Origin of the sequence: Pseudobacteroides sp. (genome assembly GCF_036567765.1) — a bacterium.
Lineage (GTDB): Bacteria > Bacillota > Clostridia > Acetivibrionales > DSM-2933 > Pseudobacteroides.
Genome location: NZ_DATCTU010000081.1, coordinates 104,864 through 124,786 on the forward strand (window position 1 = coordinate 104,864; position 19,923 = coordinate 124,786).

Sequence of the window (19,923 nt, forward strand, 5' to 3'; positions counted from 1 at the left end):
AATGTTTATACTTAGGTCAAACTTATCAAAAAGGCTGCTTACAACGAATATATGTAAGCAGCCTTTTTATTAAATTACCTTATACTTAGTCATTTTATTGGCTGATACAGCGTGCAATCATTGCTGCAACTTCAGCTCTTGTTATGGTCTTGTCAGGCCTGAATGTATTATCGTTATACCCTTTGATAATACCAAGCTCGATTGCCTTGGCCACATATCCCTTAGCCCAGGCAGGTATCTTATTTGCATCCTTCATGTTGATTTTCGGATTCTGTGATATGTCATATCCAAATGCATTTATAATAAGTACCGCCATTTCCTTCCTTGTAAGCTTGTTCTTAGGTCTGAATGTATTGTTTTCATATCCCTTTATAATTCCAGACTCCATGGCCGATTTTATAAAAGGTTTAGCCCACGCAGAAATGGAAGAACTGTCTTTATACGGAAGACTCGAATTGTTAGCCGGCGTATATCCTGCTGCAATTATTATTATCTTGGATATTTCTTCTCTTGTTATCTCGGCATTAGGTCTTAATGTCTTGTCTGGATATCCGCTTATGATGCCTTTGCTTAATAACAATGAAAAGCTATCTTTTGCCCAATGCTTAGCTATATCTTTGTAATCATTTATGCCAGGAACACCAGGAACATTTTTTGTCGGTGCTATAACTATAGGTGTAGGTGATGGCTTTTTAGTCGGTGTTGGTGTAACTGTAGGTCTTGCAGTTGGTGTTGCCGTTGGCCTCAATGTAGGTGTAGGCGTTGGCCTTATTGTAGGCGTAGGGCTTGCACCACCTGGCAGACTTCCACCCGGCCCTGGTGCATCAACATCTGCAGCTAAAACCTTTACCTGGCATGAAAGGCTGTATCCATCAACTGAAGCCATAACAGTAACAGGTGATGAAGTCACTGCTTTACCCTTAATAGTACATTTGTTATTAGTTGGGTTGAGTTCAATGTACTTATTGCTGGCATCTGATGTAGACCAGGTAATATTATTCCTGTTGGTTGCGTTATTAGGTGATGCATTTACCTCAAGGTCAAAACTCTTTCCAACCTTCACCTCTGTTGCAGGCTTTGTAGCCCAACTAAGAGAAGTCACAGGAATTTTCTTAATTGTTACCTCTATTGCTTTGCTGATTGAATTATTCTCTTTGCTTCTAACCGTAACCGTTACAGGGTTTACAGGCACAGTGTTTCCAATTGCCTCGATTGTTATTTTATTTTCCCCACTCCCTTGTGCCAGAACATTTTCTATTACTTTAAGAGCACTTGAATTGCTAACTTCAACACTTACAGTTTTATCTTCAGCTTCATAAGGAAGCATAGTAGCATAGAATGTAAAAGTGCTTTTGTGAAGCATCTCAATTGAGCTTACATTAAATCTTATATCTCTTACAGGAACAGGTCGAACTTCAACAGTACATGTAGCTTTTATTGAGACATTATACTTGCTCTTGACTGTTATTAATGCCGTACCCTTCTTGACTCCCGTTACAACTCCATTTTGATCGATATCCGCAACCTTTGTGTCACTGGAGGACCAGGTGACACCCTTTGTCATTTCATCATCAGGTTCAATTACGGCAGTAAGCTGTTTTGTGCTGCCTGCATTAATGCTCACTTTAGGAGCTTCCCTAATTTGAATCCTGGAAACAGGGTTTATTACATGTACAATACAAGATGCATTTAATATAGGGTTATCTTCATAGGTTGCTGTAATAGTGGCTTCACCTGGATGCATTCCTTTAACCTCACCATCTGAAACATAAGCAATGCTGCTGTCATCGGAACTCCATATTACTGAGCTTACTTCCACATCTGCCCCAAAGATTGCATTTAATTGAAGCTTATCACCAGGTACTATATAAACCTCATTCTTATCAAGATTAAACCCGGTACTTTTCTCTTCTGTGACTGCAATCCTGCATGATACCTCAATATCATTACCACTTTTCGCTTTTATAACTGCTTCTCCCGGAGATAATGCCTTCACCGTTCCATCAGATGATACTTTTGCTACGTTTGTATTATCTGATGACCAGGTAATTGATTTATTAGTAGCATACTGAGGGTAGAACTGTACTCCCAGGTTCACGATGCTTCCCTCTGTCATACTTACCTGATGCTTATTCATCACAATGGCTTCAACAGCTATTGTGCCTTCAGCCAGAAGCGGCATTTTAATATTATTGGCATTTTTACTGTTAACATCTACAGCATAAGCATCTCCGATATAATTAACAGTTCCTCCTTTGGAATAATATCCGTTGGAAAAATTATTAGGATAGTCATCTCTTCTTTCTAAACTGTAACTTACATTGTAACCACTATTCATTTCATTTGCAGGCACATTTAGTGAAAATGCCGTGTCCCCTGTACCGTCAGGCAATGATACAGAACCTGATATCACTCTATTTGACGGGATGAGTGCTATATCATCTATAACAGTTGCCGATTTTACTTCCAGCCTTGAAGCTATGTTAATCTCAGTAGTTGCACCGTCATACCTGTAATAGCTCTTGCTTAAATATTCACCAAACAATGGAAGTATTGAGTAACTGATCAAATAATCTCTTCCTGTAGGCAGGTACAGCTTATATCCTGCAGTCTGGCTGTTTCGTGCCATAGGTACATATACAGAATACTCGTTGCTTTCATTTTCTGCTTTTACCAACACTCCAAAAGAGTCATATTCTACCTTCATATTGTTAGGAAGCTTAATTGTACCGCTAACTTCGATGCCGGATATAAGCTCAAGTACTATATTGTTTACATTTGCATTTAATGTGTTTACATCGTCAGCAAAAATCTCTTTGCCCTTTGTTGATTTGCTGCTGTAGAACCCTGATTCCATGTAACCGTCCAAGCTGGTAGAATATTTTACATGATACTTATCCATAGCCGGAGCTGAAAGCTCAAATTCAACATTGTTTTGACCAGGATATACTGTAAAACTGGTTTCCGGGGTATATCCAAGGCTGCTGTTAAGAGCCATAATCTTTACATTAAATCCGTTTCTAGGTATCGCTGCATTTACAGGGAGTTTAAATATACCGGTAATTTTTCTTTCCTTTTTCTTGACAACCAAATCAATGCCATTTATGTCACCGTTTGCAACATTTAATGCTCCAGCTTTGGTAAAATCAGCAGTAGTACCTCCAACTGTGTAAAATCCGCTCTGATATAATCCGTCGATCATTAGGCTGCTGCTGTTGTGCTCAAAGCCCACAACATAATCAGAGTTATTATTGTTTGCCAATAGTATAAAGGTTTTTGTTTCTGCACTGAAAACCTTTGCAGAACTGCTCATGCCGTTTGTTCTTGTCTGAACATTTATTCTTCCAGCAGTTGTGGTTGATTCAGGAACAGATAGTTCAAATTCTGCATATTTCTGTCCTCTTGGTATTGTTATGGTTTTAACAACCCTATACCCTGTATACTTAACTTTTTCAGCATAAACATTTACCTTTATATCCTCTGTCCCTGCATTCACTTCCTCTGGAAGTTTTAGCTTACCGGAAATTGTCCTGCTCTTAATCATTCCAAGATTAACATCGACAAAACTTCCATTGGTGAGATCCAATGTTGAAGCAAGTTTTTCATCCGGAACAGTTACTGCAGAATTATAGTACCCTTTTTCAAAAACACCTGTATATGAGTCTGTTTCATAATATACTTTGTATTGACTGTTGCTGACATCAGGTGTAACCTTTATTGAATACTCTGCCATCGATGACCCTTTTACTATCTTAGCATCAGCTGTATCAACAAAACCGGTCTTTACATTTACCGCTTTAACCTTTACATCCAAATCACCTGATGATAATATAGTGCCTACAGGCAGTGATAATGTACCTTTGATCTCTTTTTTGCATATCAATGTTATGTCTATATCCTCTGCTACCTGCGAAGAAACATCAATTTCTTTCGCAAGCTCAGCCAGCATTACCATCCCTTGTGAATTATAGTATCCAAACGAGTAATAATCCGGCAGTTCAACATTGTACTTAACCTTATATCCTTTTACAGGCATTACGCTTAAAGTATAATCTATCGATCTTTTACCTGCAGGTATATAGAATTCTTTTAAGTACAATCTGCCGCTTATATCTGTAGCTGTTATAAATACTTTCACTCCATCAGGTCCTGCAATTCCTTCCTGGAGCTTTATCTTGCCACTTATAGTCCTGTTCTGAAGCATTTTAAAGTTTATACCATCTGCTCCTGAAAGCGACAGGTCAAAAACCTTAGCATCCTTTATATCCCTCACTGCCTCTTCCTTATTTGGTAAGCTTGAATAGTAACCTACAGGTGCAATTTCAGGATTTGATACAACTTCATATCTAACAGTATAATTATTTCCTGCAGGTACATTAAGAAGGTACTCGACTGAACGGTTACCTTTTGCTATACTGACAACCGTAGAATAAGTCCCTCTGCCGTCAGATGCAATAACAGATATACCGCTTGCATGATCTGCACTATCAGGCAGAGTTATGGTTCCTGATATAACACGCTTTATCAAAAGTGTTATATCCTTATTGGTCAATTCACTGTCCGATACTCTCAAGGATTCTGCATTATCTATAATGGTTGTTGTCCCTTCAGAACTGTAGAATCCTTTTTCAATAAAGATACTTTCCCCACCCAATTCGTATCTGAGCTTGTATCCTGAACCTTGCTCTACATATAAAACAAATGGGCAAGTCCTTGTATCTTGTGATAAAACCACATTTGTAGTATAGATTTCCAGACCTCTTTCAGCTATTATATTTAACCGCAATCCTTCCGCAGGAATTACAGCTCCTTCAGGAACAATTATATTACCTTTAATAGTTCTTCTTACTACTAAAGTCATATCTTTGTTTGCTGCATCATTTGTGTTTATATCTACACTTTCCGCTTCTGAAAGAATGGCAGTGGTTCCCTTGCTGCTGTAATAGCCATAAAGGGTATACTTATATTCTCCCCAGTTTTCATATTTCACTATATACCCATAACCCCTGTCGTTTGGAGGAAGCTCCAGGCTATAATCTGCTGAGCTCTCACCTGCCGGTATTACTACATTTGCAGATATGCTATCAATTCCATTTGAACCTGTTATTTTGATTTTAATATCTTTGCCTTCAGCCTCAACCCCGTTAGGCAAAGATACTTTACCGTTTATCTTCCTTGGTCTGACTAGTTCTAAATCAATGCCCGGCTCATCTTTATCATTTGCATTGACATCATAAGCCAGCTTGCTGTTTCTTACCATTCCGTTCTTACTGTAATACTCCGATACAACAAACCCATAAATAGAAGAAACTTCATATCCTACCTTACAGCCTTTTCCTTCAATACTTGGTGCAGCTTTAATTATGTATGATACTGAATTACTGCCTGCAGGTATTCTAACCAGTGTGTTGCCCGCATTTTCGGCAGTTATTTTTACTACAATTTCCTCACTTGCTGTTTCAGAAAGTGGTAATGATATTTTACCGCTTATAACCTTTTTCTTTATGAGAGTAAGATGTTTGTTATTATATTCATCCACAATGGTACTAAAGTCCATCTTGTCAGCATCAAGAGGCTTATATACCATGGAACCTTCCCTATAATAACCATTCATTACATAGTCGTTTATTATTGGCAGCTCATAATAAAGCTGATACTCTCTTCCTGAAGGAATGTTGAGAGAATAATCTGCTTTATCGGAACCAGCAGGTATAAACACAACTGTCCTGCCTGAGTCAAAAGCATTCCTAGCAATAATTGTAATTTTTAAGCCCCCCTCAGGTGCTGTTTCTCCAATCGGAAGGCTAATTTTTCCCGATACAATCTTTTTCTTTTCAATTTCCAGATCAACACCAGAAGTTTTATCACTTATATCGAGTTTGTCTTCCAGATTTTCATACCTTACAGTACCCAAATTGCTGTAAAAGCCTGTTGAAAGGTAGCTGTCATTTTCCCAGTTTTCATAACGTAATGAATAATCGTCACCCTTATCATTCGAAGGTAAGAATAAAATATAATCCCCCTCCGTACTTCCACCAGGTATTATTACAGTGGTAGACGCACTATCTGCTTTATTTCTGGCTAAAACATCAACTTTTAAACCTTGTGCCGGAGCTGCACCGCTTTTTAGCCTGACTTTACCACTTACAGAAACAAGGTGTCTTAGGTCGAAATCGGCTCTATTAAAATCACCGGAGTTTACATCTATTGCTTTAGCGTTAATGATATTTCTTACAAAACCACTTTCATTGAAATATCCAGATCTGACATAGCCGTAATCAAAAGAGGTTTCAAATCTCAGCTTGTATATATCCCTTTGATTTGGCAGCACTTTCATAGAATATGAGGCTGAATTCTCACCCTTATTGATCTTAACTGTCTTCTTAAACTCATATCTTCCCATTGAAGCAATTAAATCGATATACATATCTCTTGATGCTGCTTCATCTTTGGGCAGCTTTATAGTACCGCTTATAACTCTTTTTACTATGATATTTATATCTTTGGTCTTGTTTTCATAAACATCAAAAGGTATTGCGTCAGATTCATCAAGTACAGTACTCTGACCATAATAAGCCTTCTCTGCATAATTATCATTTACCGGCATGGAGTAGAATAATTTATAGCCATTGCCATCAGGAACATATAAAGTAAATTTAGTTTCGTTACTTCCTTCAGGTATAGTTAAATTTAGTGTCCTTGTATTCTTACTGTTTTTTGCCGTAAGTGTAAACTGAACACCACCAAAAGGAGCTGCTCCTGATGAAAGAATAACCCTACCACTTATGGAGTAATAGTTTAACAATCTGAAGTTGGTATTATCCGCATTTATGCTTGTTAAATCAAGCCTATATGCATCACCTTCTGCCTTTACAGCATCAAGACCTCCCTTCTTATAATATCCCTTTGGAAAATAATCACCAGTTGCAGGTACTTCATACCATACAACATACCCTGATGCAGGAGGTATTTTTATGGAGTAATCCGCATGACTATTTCCCTCTGCTATTTTAACGGTTACTGAATTTGTGTAAGTCCTGTTTGAAGCAAATAACTTTACATCCATACCACCTGCCGGTGCAGTTCCTGCAATGCTTATAACACCCTTTACTTCCCTGTTGCTTATAAGGGAAAGGTTGGCCGTATAATCCGCTTTACTTAAGTCAATACCATATGCCTTATTTGAGTCCAGTATTGTTCCTGTAGTACTAAAGTAGCCTTTACCTACGAGGTCAGCATTATTTACTTCATAGTACAGCTTGTAGTTTGCAACAGGAGGCAGGTAGATCTCATATGATGCTGATGAAGAACTTGCTGTCAGGTTTTTCATCACTGCATTTAAGTATGTATCGTTTCCTACGGTAGTACCTGCTGCCAGCTTAACCGATACTGTTCCCGAAGGAGAGTATCCTACTGGAAGTGAAATAGTACCTGATATCTTTCTATTTAATATGGGAACTAACTTGATAGCTGTTTTATCACCATTCAGTGTACTTAATAGGTTTGCTGAGGACTCCAAAACAACTGTACCTGTTGTACTGTAATACCCTTTAGGTGCATACTTGTTGATGCCTTCAATTGTATAATATACCTTATAGCCTGGAGCAGGAGGAACACCAAGGAAATATGGTACCTTTGTCTCTCCTGGAGCTATAAATACCTTAGCAGCAGCAGAATATGTATTGTTAGAAGCATAGACAGTAACATTTATACCGTTTACCGGTGCTTTTTCAAGCAATTCAACGGTTCCTGATATTTCACTATTTCCTATCAGTATAAGATCAATCACTTGATCCCCTGTTCCCACTTTCACATAGGAAGCATCATTTACATTCAGTACAGGCCTGTCATAGTTAAAGTATGCATTTAGTGCATAGCCTGTATTTGCTGTTTTAACGGTATATTTTATCTTATAACCTGAATTAGATAAAATAGGATCAACATAAAGTGCGAAGGGTACATACGAGGAATTTTCCGGTATTGTAAAATTCTTTACAATGCTGGTTCCTTCCACAGATACATCTACGCTTATGCCACCATTAGGTGCCGGTAATGATACCGGAGTCTTTATATTTCCGCTTATTTTTATCCTTTTTAGGATCATCACATCAACATGTAAATTACTTTCAGAACTCACATCAACCAAATCAGCATTGCTTTCAAAAGGAACAGTATTTTTGAACCCACCGTTTAATGCATAGTATCCTTTCTTGATAAACTCTTCATTTGATGTAGTAAGCTCATAATATACAAGATACCCTGATTGAGGTTTATTGGGCGGAACTTTGATAGAGTATGTTGCATCTCTATTACCTTTAGGTATGCTAACAGTCACACTGGTTTTTCCAGCATAAATCTTCACAGTAACAGGGCCTGATGGAGCAACATCGTCAGGTAAAGATATCTTACCGCTAATTGTTTTCTTCTCTATGATTTCCATATTAATGTCGGATATATCGTCTTCCATTCTGGGCAGATAGCTTGCGTCCGAATCACTGTCTACAGTTCCACTCACATTGTAATAGCCTGGCAGGTAATCGGTATTGGAGATGTCGTATTTTACCTTGTAAAAATAACCTGGAGGTACAAATATCTTATAATTGACTCCCTCACTACCCTCTAAAATAGTAAATGCTTTTGCTATTGTTTCACTGCCGTTGTAAGCACTTATATCGACCCTGATACCGCCTGTAGGAACCACAGTCCCCTTAGGTAGATTTACAGTTCCGCTTATAAAGTACTTAGGTATTATGTTTATGTTAACTCCTGTTTTATTTTCAGCTGTCAGGTTTAAAAATTCACTATCCCCAATATATCTGACAGAACCTCCAGCCTTGTAATAAGCAGGATACAGAAATTTTTCATTATTTACATAACTTGCATTATTTTTATTTTCATCAAGTTTATACCCAATTTTATAATTAGCACCTTCCGGGACATAAACCGTATACGGAACTGAGCTTATTCCTTCCGGAATTATTATTTTCGTATTTCCACTATCCTTATTATCATTGTCAGCAAATACTATAACATCCAATCCTCCATAAGGTGCAGTACCTTTAGTAAGAGATATTGTACCGCTTATTTCCTTTTTCCTTATGAGCGTAAGATTCACTCCAACACTGCTTCCGCTTGTCAAATCAATCTTTTCAGCTTTTTCAGCGTTCCTTATTGTCTCTTTGGAAGTATAGTATCCTTTATCAATATATTTTACATCACTTATAATATAGTTTACTACATAGTCTATTCCATCTATGACATAGATGGTATATGGCACGGAGCTGCTTCCCTCAGGAATCACTACCTTTACAGTGCTTGTCAGTGTTTTTGTAGTATCTGTGATTTTCTTGTAGGACACACTGACTTCAACAGGCAAACCTCTTAAAGGTGCAAATTCATTCTTTAAAAATACAGTACCGCTTATAATACGCTTTGGTATTATGGTCATATCAATATATGATACATCACCTGATACTTTTACCAAAAACGCAGCCGCCTTGTCGCTTGTTGTTGCCTGATTGTTATAGTACCCTGGCGTAACATACATATTATTGCTTGATATTTCATACCTTACCTCATAGCTTCCTATAGCAGGCACATAAACAGTGTATGGAACTTGCTTTGTATTATTAGGTATCAGTACTTCAGTATCGCCGCTGTTACTTCCGCTTACGGCATATATTCTTAACATCAAATCAGCTTTGGGATCAGATGAAGCAGGTATCGATACAACCCCGCTAATTGCAATTTTAGATAAAAGTGTCATGTTAATATCCGACACACTTTTTGAAGCATCAACTAAAGATGCATTATTGATATCTAAAGTCGTTGCTTCCTTATTGTAAAATCCCTCAGACATATAGCTTTTGTCTTCAGTTATCTGATAGCTTACTTTATAGTTGCTGGCAGGACTGACATATATTGAATAAGCTGCTGACTTTGAATTCTGGGGCATTGTTACATTTACATAGGTAGTAGTAGTGCCGAGAGTTGCTATAACCTTTACCTTTAATCCATTCGCGGGAGCAACCCTGTTTCCGGGTAGTGTAAGAGTACCTTCTATTTTGGAGTTGCCGATAAGGGTAAGGTTGACCCCTGATCTGTTTTCATTCCCCAGGTTAATTTTAGTAGCTGATGCCTGATCCTTGACAGTGCCAGCGTCACTGTAATACCCGTTTTTTGCATAGGCACTGTTGTTAATCTCATACCTGACTGTATATCCAGTACCTGCCGGAATGTAAATAATATAGGGAGCAGAATTGGTTCCCTCTTTTATAAGCACATCCTGATACCTTGTATAAGTACTATTTGAAACATAAACTCTGACAGGAGTTTCTTTTGAAGCAAAGTTTTCCGCCGGCAGCTTTACAGCCCCACTAATGCTGCTCTTTGGTATCAGTGATAAATTTAAGTCATCCCTGTCTTTAGTGCTGACATCGATTAAATCTCCATTACTAGGATCAGACACCATACCTGAACTGCTGTAATAACCGGTTTCATTAAATAATGTTGTTGTGCTGCCTATCTTGTAATATACAATGTACCCTGAATCCGGTGCATTCGGAGGAACTCTTAATGTATATTCAACAGGATTGCCATCGGTACGCAGCGTAACTGGAGTGGAATAGCTGCCTGCAAAAATATTCAAACTAATATTCGAGGCAATTGATACTCCTTCGGGCAAAGATATTGTACCTTTTATTATTCTTTTTTTAATCAACGTAAGATTAATCTGATTGTAGGTGTTAGTATTTCCACCAATTATTTGAAGTTCTCTGGCATAGCTTCTATTTACTGCCATTTCTCCGTTTCCAAGATAGCCGTCTTTCGCGAAGACATTGTTTTCACTATTTAAGGTATATCTTATATAATAGCTATTTCCGTTTGGAACATAGATATTATATGGTACGGAAGGACTATTTGCAGGTATGACAACATCCGTATAAATAAAATCATTCGGATTTTCTTTGTTCTCAGCATATATTCTCGCTGCTGTATTGGCTATCAGCCTATCTCCTTCAGGCACTCTTAGTTCGCCGCTAACCAGCTTTATTTCTGAAAGCATAAGATCAACATTGTCTCTGCTAATCTGCGAAACATCTATCTTTCCTGCATCATCTTTATTTCTCACCATATAGCCTGAATTATAATACATTTTTGATATGGAATTTGCTGAGCCTGAAACATTTTCATACCATAATATATAGTCAGATCCTGGTGGAACTGTAAGTCTGTACTCAGCATAGTTACTTCCATTTGGAATAGTTACTTGCTGAGAATCTTCTCCCCGTGCACCTTGCACCTTCACGACTGCACTTACATTTCCAACAGCTATTATATCCTTTTCAAATTTAATTTTACCAGATATTACTTTTTTAAGTATAAAAGTAAAGTTTTTACCTGCAGCATCTCCGATTGTTACATCTATTGGCGAAGCTGCTTTTTCATCCATAACTGTTCCTGTATCACTGTAGTATCCCTCTTCAACAAATGTATCATTTGGTCCCAACCTATAGAAAAACTCACGAACACCCGGATTCATATAGAAGGTGTACTCTGTACTGAATGTGCCTTTCTTAAACACTACTGAGTATACCCTTTCATCTTCATCAGTGTAATAAAATGTAGTATCATAGGGCATTCCGTTTTTGAATCTCTCATCATTGATATCCTTAGGAAATGACAGGGTACCGGAAATTTTCCTTTTCTCAAGCAGCACAAAATCTATGTTGGACTGGTTACCTGCGGTTGTATTAATCTTCTCTGCAAATTTACTTTCATAAACTGTTCTAGCAGCACTATAGTAGGTTGTCTTTATATATGTTATGGCTCCTTTTGTGATTTCACACTTCACCACATAATCAGTACCGGGTGAAACAAGCAGAGAATAATTAACACTGCTTTCATTCTGGAGCATCTTTACCTCTGTAGTACCTGTCTCAGATCCGCTGGTAGCAGTAACTTTAAATACAACCTCCTCATCATTGGAAACACCCTTTGGGAGTTGTATTTTTCCGCTTATAGCCTTTTTGGAAATCATCGATAAGTTTATTGTTTTACTTTCACCATTTACCAAGTCAAATGTTGATGCAGAACCATCTGTGGACACCATTCCGGCAATATTATAGTAGCCTTTCGGTGCATAATTGGTATTCTTTGTGTCGTAATAAAGCTTGTATCCCATTCCCTCCGGAACATATAAAGTAAAATATTCAAAGTCCGATCCCTGCTTTATCTTTACATTAGTAAGGCCGTTATTTGCTGAGTTATAAGCCCTAATGGTAACATCAACACCTTCTGCCGATGCCTTTAACCCATCAGGAAGCTTTATTATACCTTTTATGGAACTTTTAGCTATCAACTTAAAATTAACATCAGTCCTGTCACCTTCCATGACATTGATGGGTTCTGCTTTTGCAATATCAGATACAGTTCCGTTTTTATTGTAATACCCTTTTTGTACGAATTGCTCAAAATTGCTTAGCTGATACTCAACTTTGTAGCCAGTACCTTCCGGAACATACAACTTATACTCCTGAACTGGGTTATCCCTAGATAAGACAACAGTTGTATTTGCGGAATCCGTCCCAAATGACGCTTTTACAATGACATTGAGATTTGTATCTGGAAGTACGGCACCCTCAGGTATGGCCAAGGTTCCGCTTATAATCTTTTTCTTTACTATTTGAAGGTTTAAATCAGTTTTATCTTTACCGCTTACGTCAACAGTGGCAGCAAGCTTTTTGTCCCCTACAATCCCCGATGTACCCAAATAACCTGGCGAAAGAATAGCGTTATTATTTATTGCCTCATATCTCACAATGTATCCAGATCCAATAGTATTGGGCGGAACCATAATAGAATATTCAGCTTCACTTTCATTCATAGTGATTACATCAGAAGACTTGCTGTCTAAACTGCTTTCCGCCCAAACCTTGAAATTTAGCGGATATGAGTTGCCTGGAAGAATAAGCTTTCCGCTGATTTTCCGCATGGGAATAAGTGTAAGGTTTAGATTTTTGTCCCCTTCAGACAAATCAAACAAATCAGCTGATGATTTGCTTCTTACCATAGAATTTGCACCTAAATACATCTGGTTCACATAGTTGACATGTGCAGTCTGATAGGATAATGCATACCCTGCCTGAGCCTTTACATTAAGGCTATAGCTTGCTTTAGTCTCCCCAGCCGCAATGCTGACTGCAGTGCTGTGGGATGATGTGTTGTTTGAAGCGAAGATGCTGATACTTACCCCACCTGCAGGTGCAGTATATCCATCAGGCAAACTAATTTCACCAAAAATAACAGGATTGGTAATGCTTTCTGGAGCAAAATTAACCTGCTGTGTGTCTGCAGTATCTTGGTAAACACCATCCGTTACACAAGTTTTAAGTGCCTCCCCAGGATTAATGCTTGCTGTCGATACAGTCATCGGTGTAAGCTGTCCGAATATCAAAACAAAACACAATAAAACCGATATCACTGATTTAAACTGCCGTTTCATTCAATTCCCCCCTAAGAATAATTAAATATTACTTATAGTTTTTATTTGTAAATCCAAAGCAAAATCTATTTTTACAATATTTATATCTTGATAAAATAATTATTCAAGCTTGCAAAAATTAATGATTTGGCATTTGAATAGAAAAAAAGATTACAACAACGATGCATATAGAAAAAGCCAATAAAAGGGAAGAAATAGTCCCCCAATATTGGCCGGTTGCACCACTTACTATGGAATGACAAAATAAATTAGAATTCTCAAATCAATCCCCCAAATACACTCATGGTGCCCACATAACGAGTGTATTTTATAAGTATCCAATATAAAACTAAACTCATTAAAATAAGATTACAGATCTCTAATATTAATTTTACACATCATATATACATTTATATAATTTAACTCAGCTAATTATCCATATTTATTGAGCTCGTGTAAATCTGTACTATTTCTATCTTACATATATTCGCTACAAAATTTGCAAATCTTTATGCATATTTTATATAACACATAGAAATATTATACAATATTATTAAACGTGTTGTCCATAGAATGGAATCTATTTTTAAAATTTACTTCCTATTTCACGTTCAACGTTGGAATTGGTCTTTTGCGATAATCGTCAATTATCCTTTTTATCCTTTCATCCTTTACAATTCCGTCAGCAGGATAAAGATTGGTGCTAAAACTATCCAAAACCCAATTGTTGTCTTTTTGCTTGAACTCCAAATCAACTCTGCCTAGATAATGCAACTCCTCGCCGCCAGCCTGCATAATGGGAATACCATTGGAGACAACCGGCTTTAAAGTCCTTATATGGTCATGCCCACCTATTATGGCCGACACATCCTTCACCTTCTTATCATTACTCATTCCTGCATGGGATAGAACAATCTGAATGTCGGATACACGCTTCACCTCAGGCAGAAGCTGCTTAACTGCCTTCTGCGGAGATATGAAGTCTTTGTTAACCGTCATATCAAGCTTTTCCTCTTTTGGAGCGGTTGATGTGACGCCGATAATACCTACTTTTACCTCATTCACATCTATAACAGTATATGGCTTTGTTCCATCAATATACTTATTTGTGTCTTTTAACTTTACGTTTCCGCATAGTATTGGAAATTGTGCCCATTTAATGAGGCTTGAAATCTGTTTGTCGCTATCCTCCAGGGTGCCGCTGTTTTTCTTGGATTTCTTGCTTCCTGGAACTTTGAATTCATTATTTCCAAGAACCATTGCATCATAGCCCATTTCATTGTATATATCCATTTCAATCTTCCCTTGGTAGTTCTCGTATTTTCCACGCTTGAAAACATCTCCTGCATCCAACAGCAGAACATTTTTCCGCTCACTGCGTACCTGCTTTACAATTGTTGCATATTCAGGCAATGTTTCAATATGCCCATGGATGTCATTGGTACTCAAGATCGTAAGCGAATACGTGCTTGGTATAACAGCCGGCTTACTTGCACTGTGGCCCGTCGGTTCAGTTGCTGTATCAATAGTTGCTTTACCTATAGTTGGAGTTCTCAATGTTTTTTCCGAAGTACCGGAATTACATGAAGTCAAGGCTAGCGATAGAACGAATAGTACAAGTATAAAACCGCAATTAAATAGCTTAAACCTTTTAAGCATGGATCTCCTCCGTATCTCTTTTGACGTTTTTCTTTAGCAGCTTTTTCTTATATTTTATCATGTTGGAAATTCCAAACAAGAGGTTTCTATAAAATTTGCCATTCCTTAATACGACATGGAATAGCCGGCTACATTGTAGTTCTTGAAATTAAAGTCCTTGCCATTGGCATTTAGTAACGTGTTATCCCCGTATAATACGAAAAAAGTTATTCCTCCATCTAGCACGTTTACATTGGCATAATTTATGGCGTTATCTATTCCTGTGTCATACGGATTTCTTATTTTAACCCCGATACCCTTCCGCACACCAATTTCCCTGGTGGCCTTTTCCATTTCCAGGTTTATTTTATCTATTATTAATTGGCTCTTTTCTTTCCTTGTAATGCCGCCCTGAAAATCAGACAACACCTTGTCTCTTTTCTCAGTCCCCCCCTCAAAATACACAACCCTGTCATCCTTTGTGTTTAAATATATAAGATTTTCCTTTCCACCTTCATATATAGCTGTGGTAAAGAAGTAAGGCGGCCCCCACTGGTCTTCAAAGACCCCCGGAAGGGTTTCCACCTTTTTAGTCATAAAAAACTTGTCCTTTAATACAAGTGCCTTTAATAAAATGCTCCTTTTTATCTTATCAAAACTTTCACCGTCACCTGAATTGTATCGTATCAACTCGTCAAAATCCCCCAAAAGCTTGTTCATATCGATATTTACTTGAGAGATGTCATCCATGTAATAGCCCTTTGATATACCTTCAAGGTTTGCTGCCCGGTTTTCTATGTTATTGACAATAACTTTACAAGAAAGGTTTAATGTTTGCTTTACCTCTTCATTACTTGCAGATGTGTAGTTCAAATACGCTAATGGGACAAAAACCATAACAATTAGAAGCAGAATAATAATGACAGCCATCACTTCTCCCATATACACACTCCTATGAATCCTTATTGATTTATATTTATCTCACTGCTGAATAAATACAATCTCCTTTATTGTTGAACCGTCATTTTCATATAAGTACTCCCTTTTAAACTCACCTGTTTCCAATATGTAGTCACTTCCCGGAACCCCTGAGGCGATTTTTTCATTATCACTGTCACCATAAACAGGGTTTCCATTATCATAGCTGTAATTACCGCTTCCAAGCTTAGTTGTGACACTTATAGCCACAGGATCGGTCCTTCCTTTTATCTCTGCAATCACATCATACCCCCTGACCAAGTCTCTTGGCTCATTGGAGATTATACAGGATTTCAGCGACTTAATTTTTGTATCAGCGAACTTGCCGGAACTACTTCCAAAGAATGTAGCATTTATGAGTCGTCCAAACAATGTAAGATCGTTATCTTCCACATATATGGTAACCCTGTCACCTACACCAAGCTTGCTGTTTATGATGTTCATCCGGCCTTTTATTCCGTTGCTGCCTATTTCTTTTATTATGTCCTCGCCACTAAAAAAGTAAGTGTCATAAACCCCAGCCTTGAGCTGCCTCTCCAGCTTGACTTTTATCTGAAAATTACCATATCTGGCCAAAGAGTCGGATAAGTAGGTAAAGAGCTGGGGTGTCAGAATGCCTGATGTAGATAGACTTTCACAAACATTATAATTAATGCTGTTTACATTAATTGAAACAGACTGATGCATAAAATAAAAGCTGGATAACAAAACCATATACGTAAGGAACATAATTATAAGAAAAGTACCAAAAAGCTTTCCAGCCATAAAGACCTCCCGGACCTAATTACTGCCCTGTGATGTTCCAGCAGTTGATCCCATGTTAACAATTGTAAAATCAACGGTATCAATCGAACCATCGGTTTTATAGGTCTTTTTCATTGTATAAACCTGCGAATCCATTATGGTATTTACATCAAAGCTTGCACTTCCTCCAATGGTCACCTTTACACCCGGTTGGTTCAAATAAGATCTGATTGCACTCCCCATTACCCTGTTTGGATCATTAACCATCTGGATGAGCTTCTGCTGCTCAGTTGTTCCCTTTTCCCCCATTTGCTTTACGCCTTCCTGCTGTGGCAAAATTGCAAAGGCTATTAGCCCTAATACAATAATCAAAACAATCACTGTTGCAATAATCTTATCCATAAAAACTCCTCCTTTTTCATGTCGAGATACCTAGTTTGCATTTGACCCTGAAGCCAGCCAATAATATATTTTCTCCAAGCTTTTCTTTTCTTTTTCAAACTTGTACTCTGCATTATAAACCGCTTCGTAATCAATTCCGCTGAGGTCTGATTTTCCACTACAGTCTTGACTGTCTACATATACGCTAACCTCAGGTTTGTCGGCATAATACCTTATAGCAGAAACAACATCGCTCCCCTTGACACTGCTTTTATTTATATCAACACCTAATGTTTCCGCCTGCACCTTATCCATCCTATCCGCTTTATCCGCAGTAGATCCAATTATTTCAAGATTGCCCCTAAAAAGGTTTATAACCACTACCAGGAGCCCTATTATTATCACACCTATAACAACTTCAAAAACCACCTCTTTCATAGCCTCACCCCTTCCTATACTAGAAGTGTTTAGATTAACCAGCAGATCACATCAGTTGGCTCATGTTGTATGACTTCATCCATGGTATCATAAGGTACATGATCAAAATTACAATAAGAACCATAAAAAACAGAATTCCCAGAATATTTATAAGGTCAATTCTCTTCTTTATTTTCCTTGCTACCTCTCTTTTTTCCATTTTGAACTCATTGTGAATATTAAGGATTGCCTGGTCAAAATCGTAATTGTTTGCCTGGTCAAGCTTTTCATAAAACAGTTTTAAATCAAGGTCTCTTGTACTGCCTATAAGATTCATATATATGGTCTTGTTGTCGATATTGTTTCTCTTATTTGCATCCTGTATTTCCTGAAGCATCTCTTTGTAGTATTTGGACCTTTCAATCAGCATTTCCAAAAGCTCCATGAAATCCACAGGCTTTATGGAGCCGTTGACTATTATAAGCTTTTTTAAAAACCTTAGCTCCTTTCTTGCATCCGCCTTGGCAAAGAAGCTTCTAAGATACACCATGACTTCAGGTACAAAGCTTACAAGCAGACCAATCAAGAATATCGCAAACAAGTTAATATTTCTGTACTTGTAATAGTCATAGAGCCTGTAATAAACCTTGTTTGCTATGGTGTCCTTTGGAAGTTCCAGCTCTCTATCTGCAGCCCTAATATATGACTTTATCCTTAGTTGAATTTCTTCTTTGGATGAGCTGATAATCTCGTTTTTTGAAATTTCCGACAGGGCATTATTAAGGCAGTCAACTTCGTATTTTAAAGCCAGTTCTTTATTTTGAACCTCTCCTTTATACTGGAACAACAGATCGGAGTAATAATCAAACCTGGTATAGATATCCCTGGTATATATGCCTATGTCTGTATAATACTTTAGGAGCAAAAATACTAATGCAATAATAAACAGTATGAATTTTATCCTGAAAAGTTTTTTGACAGAAAGCCTGGAGTATTTTAAAAAGGATTTGTAACCTTTATAAACCTTTGATCCCTTTTTAGGGGTAAAAACATTAATCCTGTCCATCACTTCAATAATAATTTCAAGAGGACTTTGCTTTTTTTCTCCTATTTTATACTGCTTGACATCCATGACTGTTTTTTTGATCACAGAAATGAATATCAATAAAAAAGCCAAGAAAGCCGGAACCAGAAAAAGGTTAGCAGATATATCCATAAGTAAACCTCTCAATCTGAAGTTCTTTCTAAAAACAGCATCATTCCGATATAAAACATAAGAGCTATTAAAAATCCAAGCTTAACACCGATTCCATAGGGGCTTGAATAGAATTCTACGGACTTTTCCCCCAAGGCCTTATAATTAAAGCGTTCTACAAACCATATGGCAGGAAGAAGAAAAACGCTTAAAAAAACATATGTCCTGGTGGATGCACTTAGGTCCTTTTGATTTGCAATATCTATAAGTATCTCTTCGGTAGTGCTTTCTATCTGCTCTTTTATTACTTTATTGCCACCCTTATAGTGTGCCTGTTTGATAAGATTTAATAACAGTGAAACATATTCGTTCCTGTATGCCCTGTCTATCATCCTGAAGGTATTATTGATATCATACATATCATTCTTTTTTAAAACATCGTAAATCTTTATCATTTCACGCTTGACAGCTTTATCAAAATCGTTTAGCGAAACGTTAATAGCCTTTAATATGTTGCCATGGGTTATGTATCTGCTATTTATAATTTTAAATGTCTCAGGCAGCTGATTATTAAACCTTGATCTGGCAATCATTGTAAAAATATAAAACAGCAATATTGCAAATATAACAGCCATAAAAATATAGAAAAGGAGAATATACCATATAACCGACACTAATGGAATGAATATTATAATGCTTAAGGCTGCAAGCCCTAAAAACGCAAAGCAGGTCATGGTGGCAAATTCAAGGTTTCTCTCATACGAATAGTTGTTGAACATGCCTATTTTAAAAGCAATATTTTCAGCCAAGCTAAGAAAATACCTGTTCTTTTTCAGCTTTTTTGTAATTTCACGAAGTGCATAGCGTTTGTCCTTATTGACACTGTAAAACTGCTTGATTTTGTATGCATTCAGCATTTGAATTATCAGCCTTATCAACAGGACTATAGCTGTTATAGTAAGCAAAACACATACAGCAGTAAATAAATCCATTTGAACTATATATGCTGATATCCTTTTCCAGCCTTCAATTATTCTTGAAATTATGGACATAATCCCTCACCTACTTTTTATGTTAAGGCATGATT

The 19,923-nt window shown here is 37.3% G+C and carries 8 protein-coding genes; all 8 read right to left on the minus strand.

All coding sequences use genetic code 11. The features are described 5' to 3' along the window. Positions 1 to 94: 94 nt before the first annotated feature. Positions 95 to 13,504, minus strand: coding sequence for an S-layer homology domain-containing protein (locus VIO64_RS12220; RefSeq protein WP_331918551.1), 13,410 nt, complete (start codon positions 13,502 to 13,504; stop codon positions 95 to 97). 579 nt (positions 13,505 to 14,083) lie between these two features. Continuing rightward, complete coding sequence (locus tag VIO64_RS12225) at positions 14,084 to 15,142, minus strand: metallophosphatase (RefSeq protein ID WP_331918553.1); 1,059 nt, start codon at positions 15,140 to 15,142, stop codon at positions 14,084 to 14,086. Between the two features lie 105 nt (positions 15,143 to 15,247). Continuing rightward, a complete protein-coding gene (locus VIO64_RS12230) occupies positions 15,248 to 16,063 on the minus strand; it encodes a hypothetical protein (protein WP_331918555.1) in 816 nt (271 codons plus the stop codon). A gap of 39 nt (positions 16,064 to 16,102) precedes the next feature. Continuing rightward, the gene (locus VIO64_RS12235) at positions 16,103 to 16,864 is read right to left on the minus strand and encodes a hypothetical protein (protein ID WP_331918557.1); all 762 of its coding nucleotides are present in this window, start codon (positions 16,862 to 16,864) and stop codon (positions 16,103 to 16,105) included. A 15-nt stretch (positions 16,865 to 16,879) separates the two neighbouring features. Further along, positions 16,880 to 17,245: a hypothetical protein gene (locus VIO64_RS12240; protein WP_331918559.1), complete on the minus strand. Its 366-nt coding sequence runs from the start codon at positions 17,243 to 17,245 to the stop codon at positions 16,880 to 16,882. Positions 17,246 to 17,275: 30 nt separating this feature from the next. Continuing rightward, on the minus strand, positions 17,276 to 17,662 hold the full coding sequence (locus VIO64_RS12245) for a hypothetical protein (RefSeq protein ID WP_331918561.1): 387 nt from the start codon (positions 17,660 to 17,662) through the stop codon (positions 17,276 to 17,278). Between the two features lie 46 nt (positions 17,663 to 17,708). Beyond that, positions 17,709 to 18,857: a hypothetical protein gene (locus VIO64_RS12250; protein WP_331918563.1), complete on the minus strand. Its 1,149-nt coding sequence runs from the start codon at positions 18,855 to 18,857 to the stop codon at positions 17,709 to 17,711. An 11-nt stretch (positions 18,858 to 18,868) separates the two neighbouring features. Then, positions 18,869 to 19,888 carry a hypothetical protein gene (locus VIO64_RS12255; protein ID WP_331918565.1) on the minus strand — a complete coding sequence of 340 codons (1,020 nt, stop codon included), beginning with the start codon at positions 19,886 to 19,888 and terminating at the stop codon, positions 18,869 to 18,871. Between the last annotated feature and the right edge of the window lie 35 nt (positions 19,889 to 19,923).

Bases quoted from the DNA above. Each gene is read 5' to 3' on its own strand.
- VIO64_RS12240 (WP_331918559.1), bottom strand. From the start codon at position 17,245: ATGGATAAGATTATTGCAACAGTGATTGTTTTGATTATTGTATTAGGG.
- VIO64_RS12255 (WP_331918565.1), bottom strand. From the start codon at position 19,888: ATGTCCATAATTTCAAGAATAATTGAAGGCTGGAAAAGGATATCAGCA.
- VIO64_RS12245 (WP_331918561.1), bottom strand. From the start codon at position 17,662: ATGAAAGAGGTGGTTTTTGAAGTTGTTATAGGTGTGATAATAATAGGG.
- VIO64_RS12230 (WP_331918555.1), bottom strand. From the start codon at position 16,063: ATGGGAGAAGTGATGGCTGTCATTATTATTCTGCTTCTAATTGTTATG.
- VIO64_RS12225 (WP_331918553.1), bottom strand. From the start codon at position 15,142: ATGCTTAAAAGGTTTAAGCTATTTAATTGCGGTTTTATACTTGTACTA.
- VIO64_RS12235 (WP_331918557.1), bottom strand. From the start codon at position 16,864: ATGGCTGGAAAGCTTTTTGGTACTTTTCTTATAATTATGTTCCTTACG.
- VIO64_RS12220 (WP_331918551.1), bottom strand. From the start codon at position 13,504: ATGAAACGGCAGTTTAAATCAGTGATATCGGTTTTATTGTGTTTTGTT.
- VIO64_RS12250 (WP_331918563.1), bottom strand. From the start codon at position 18,857: ATGGATATATCTGCTAACCTTTTTCTGGTTCCGGCTTTCTTGGCTTTT.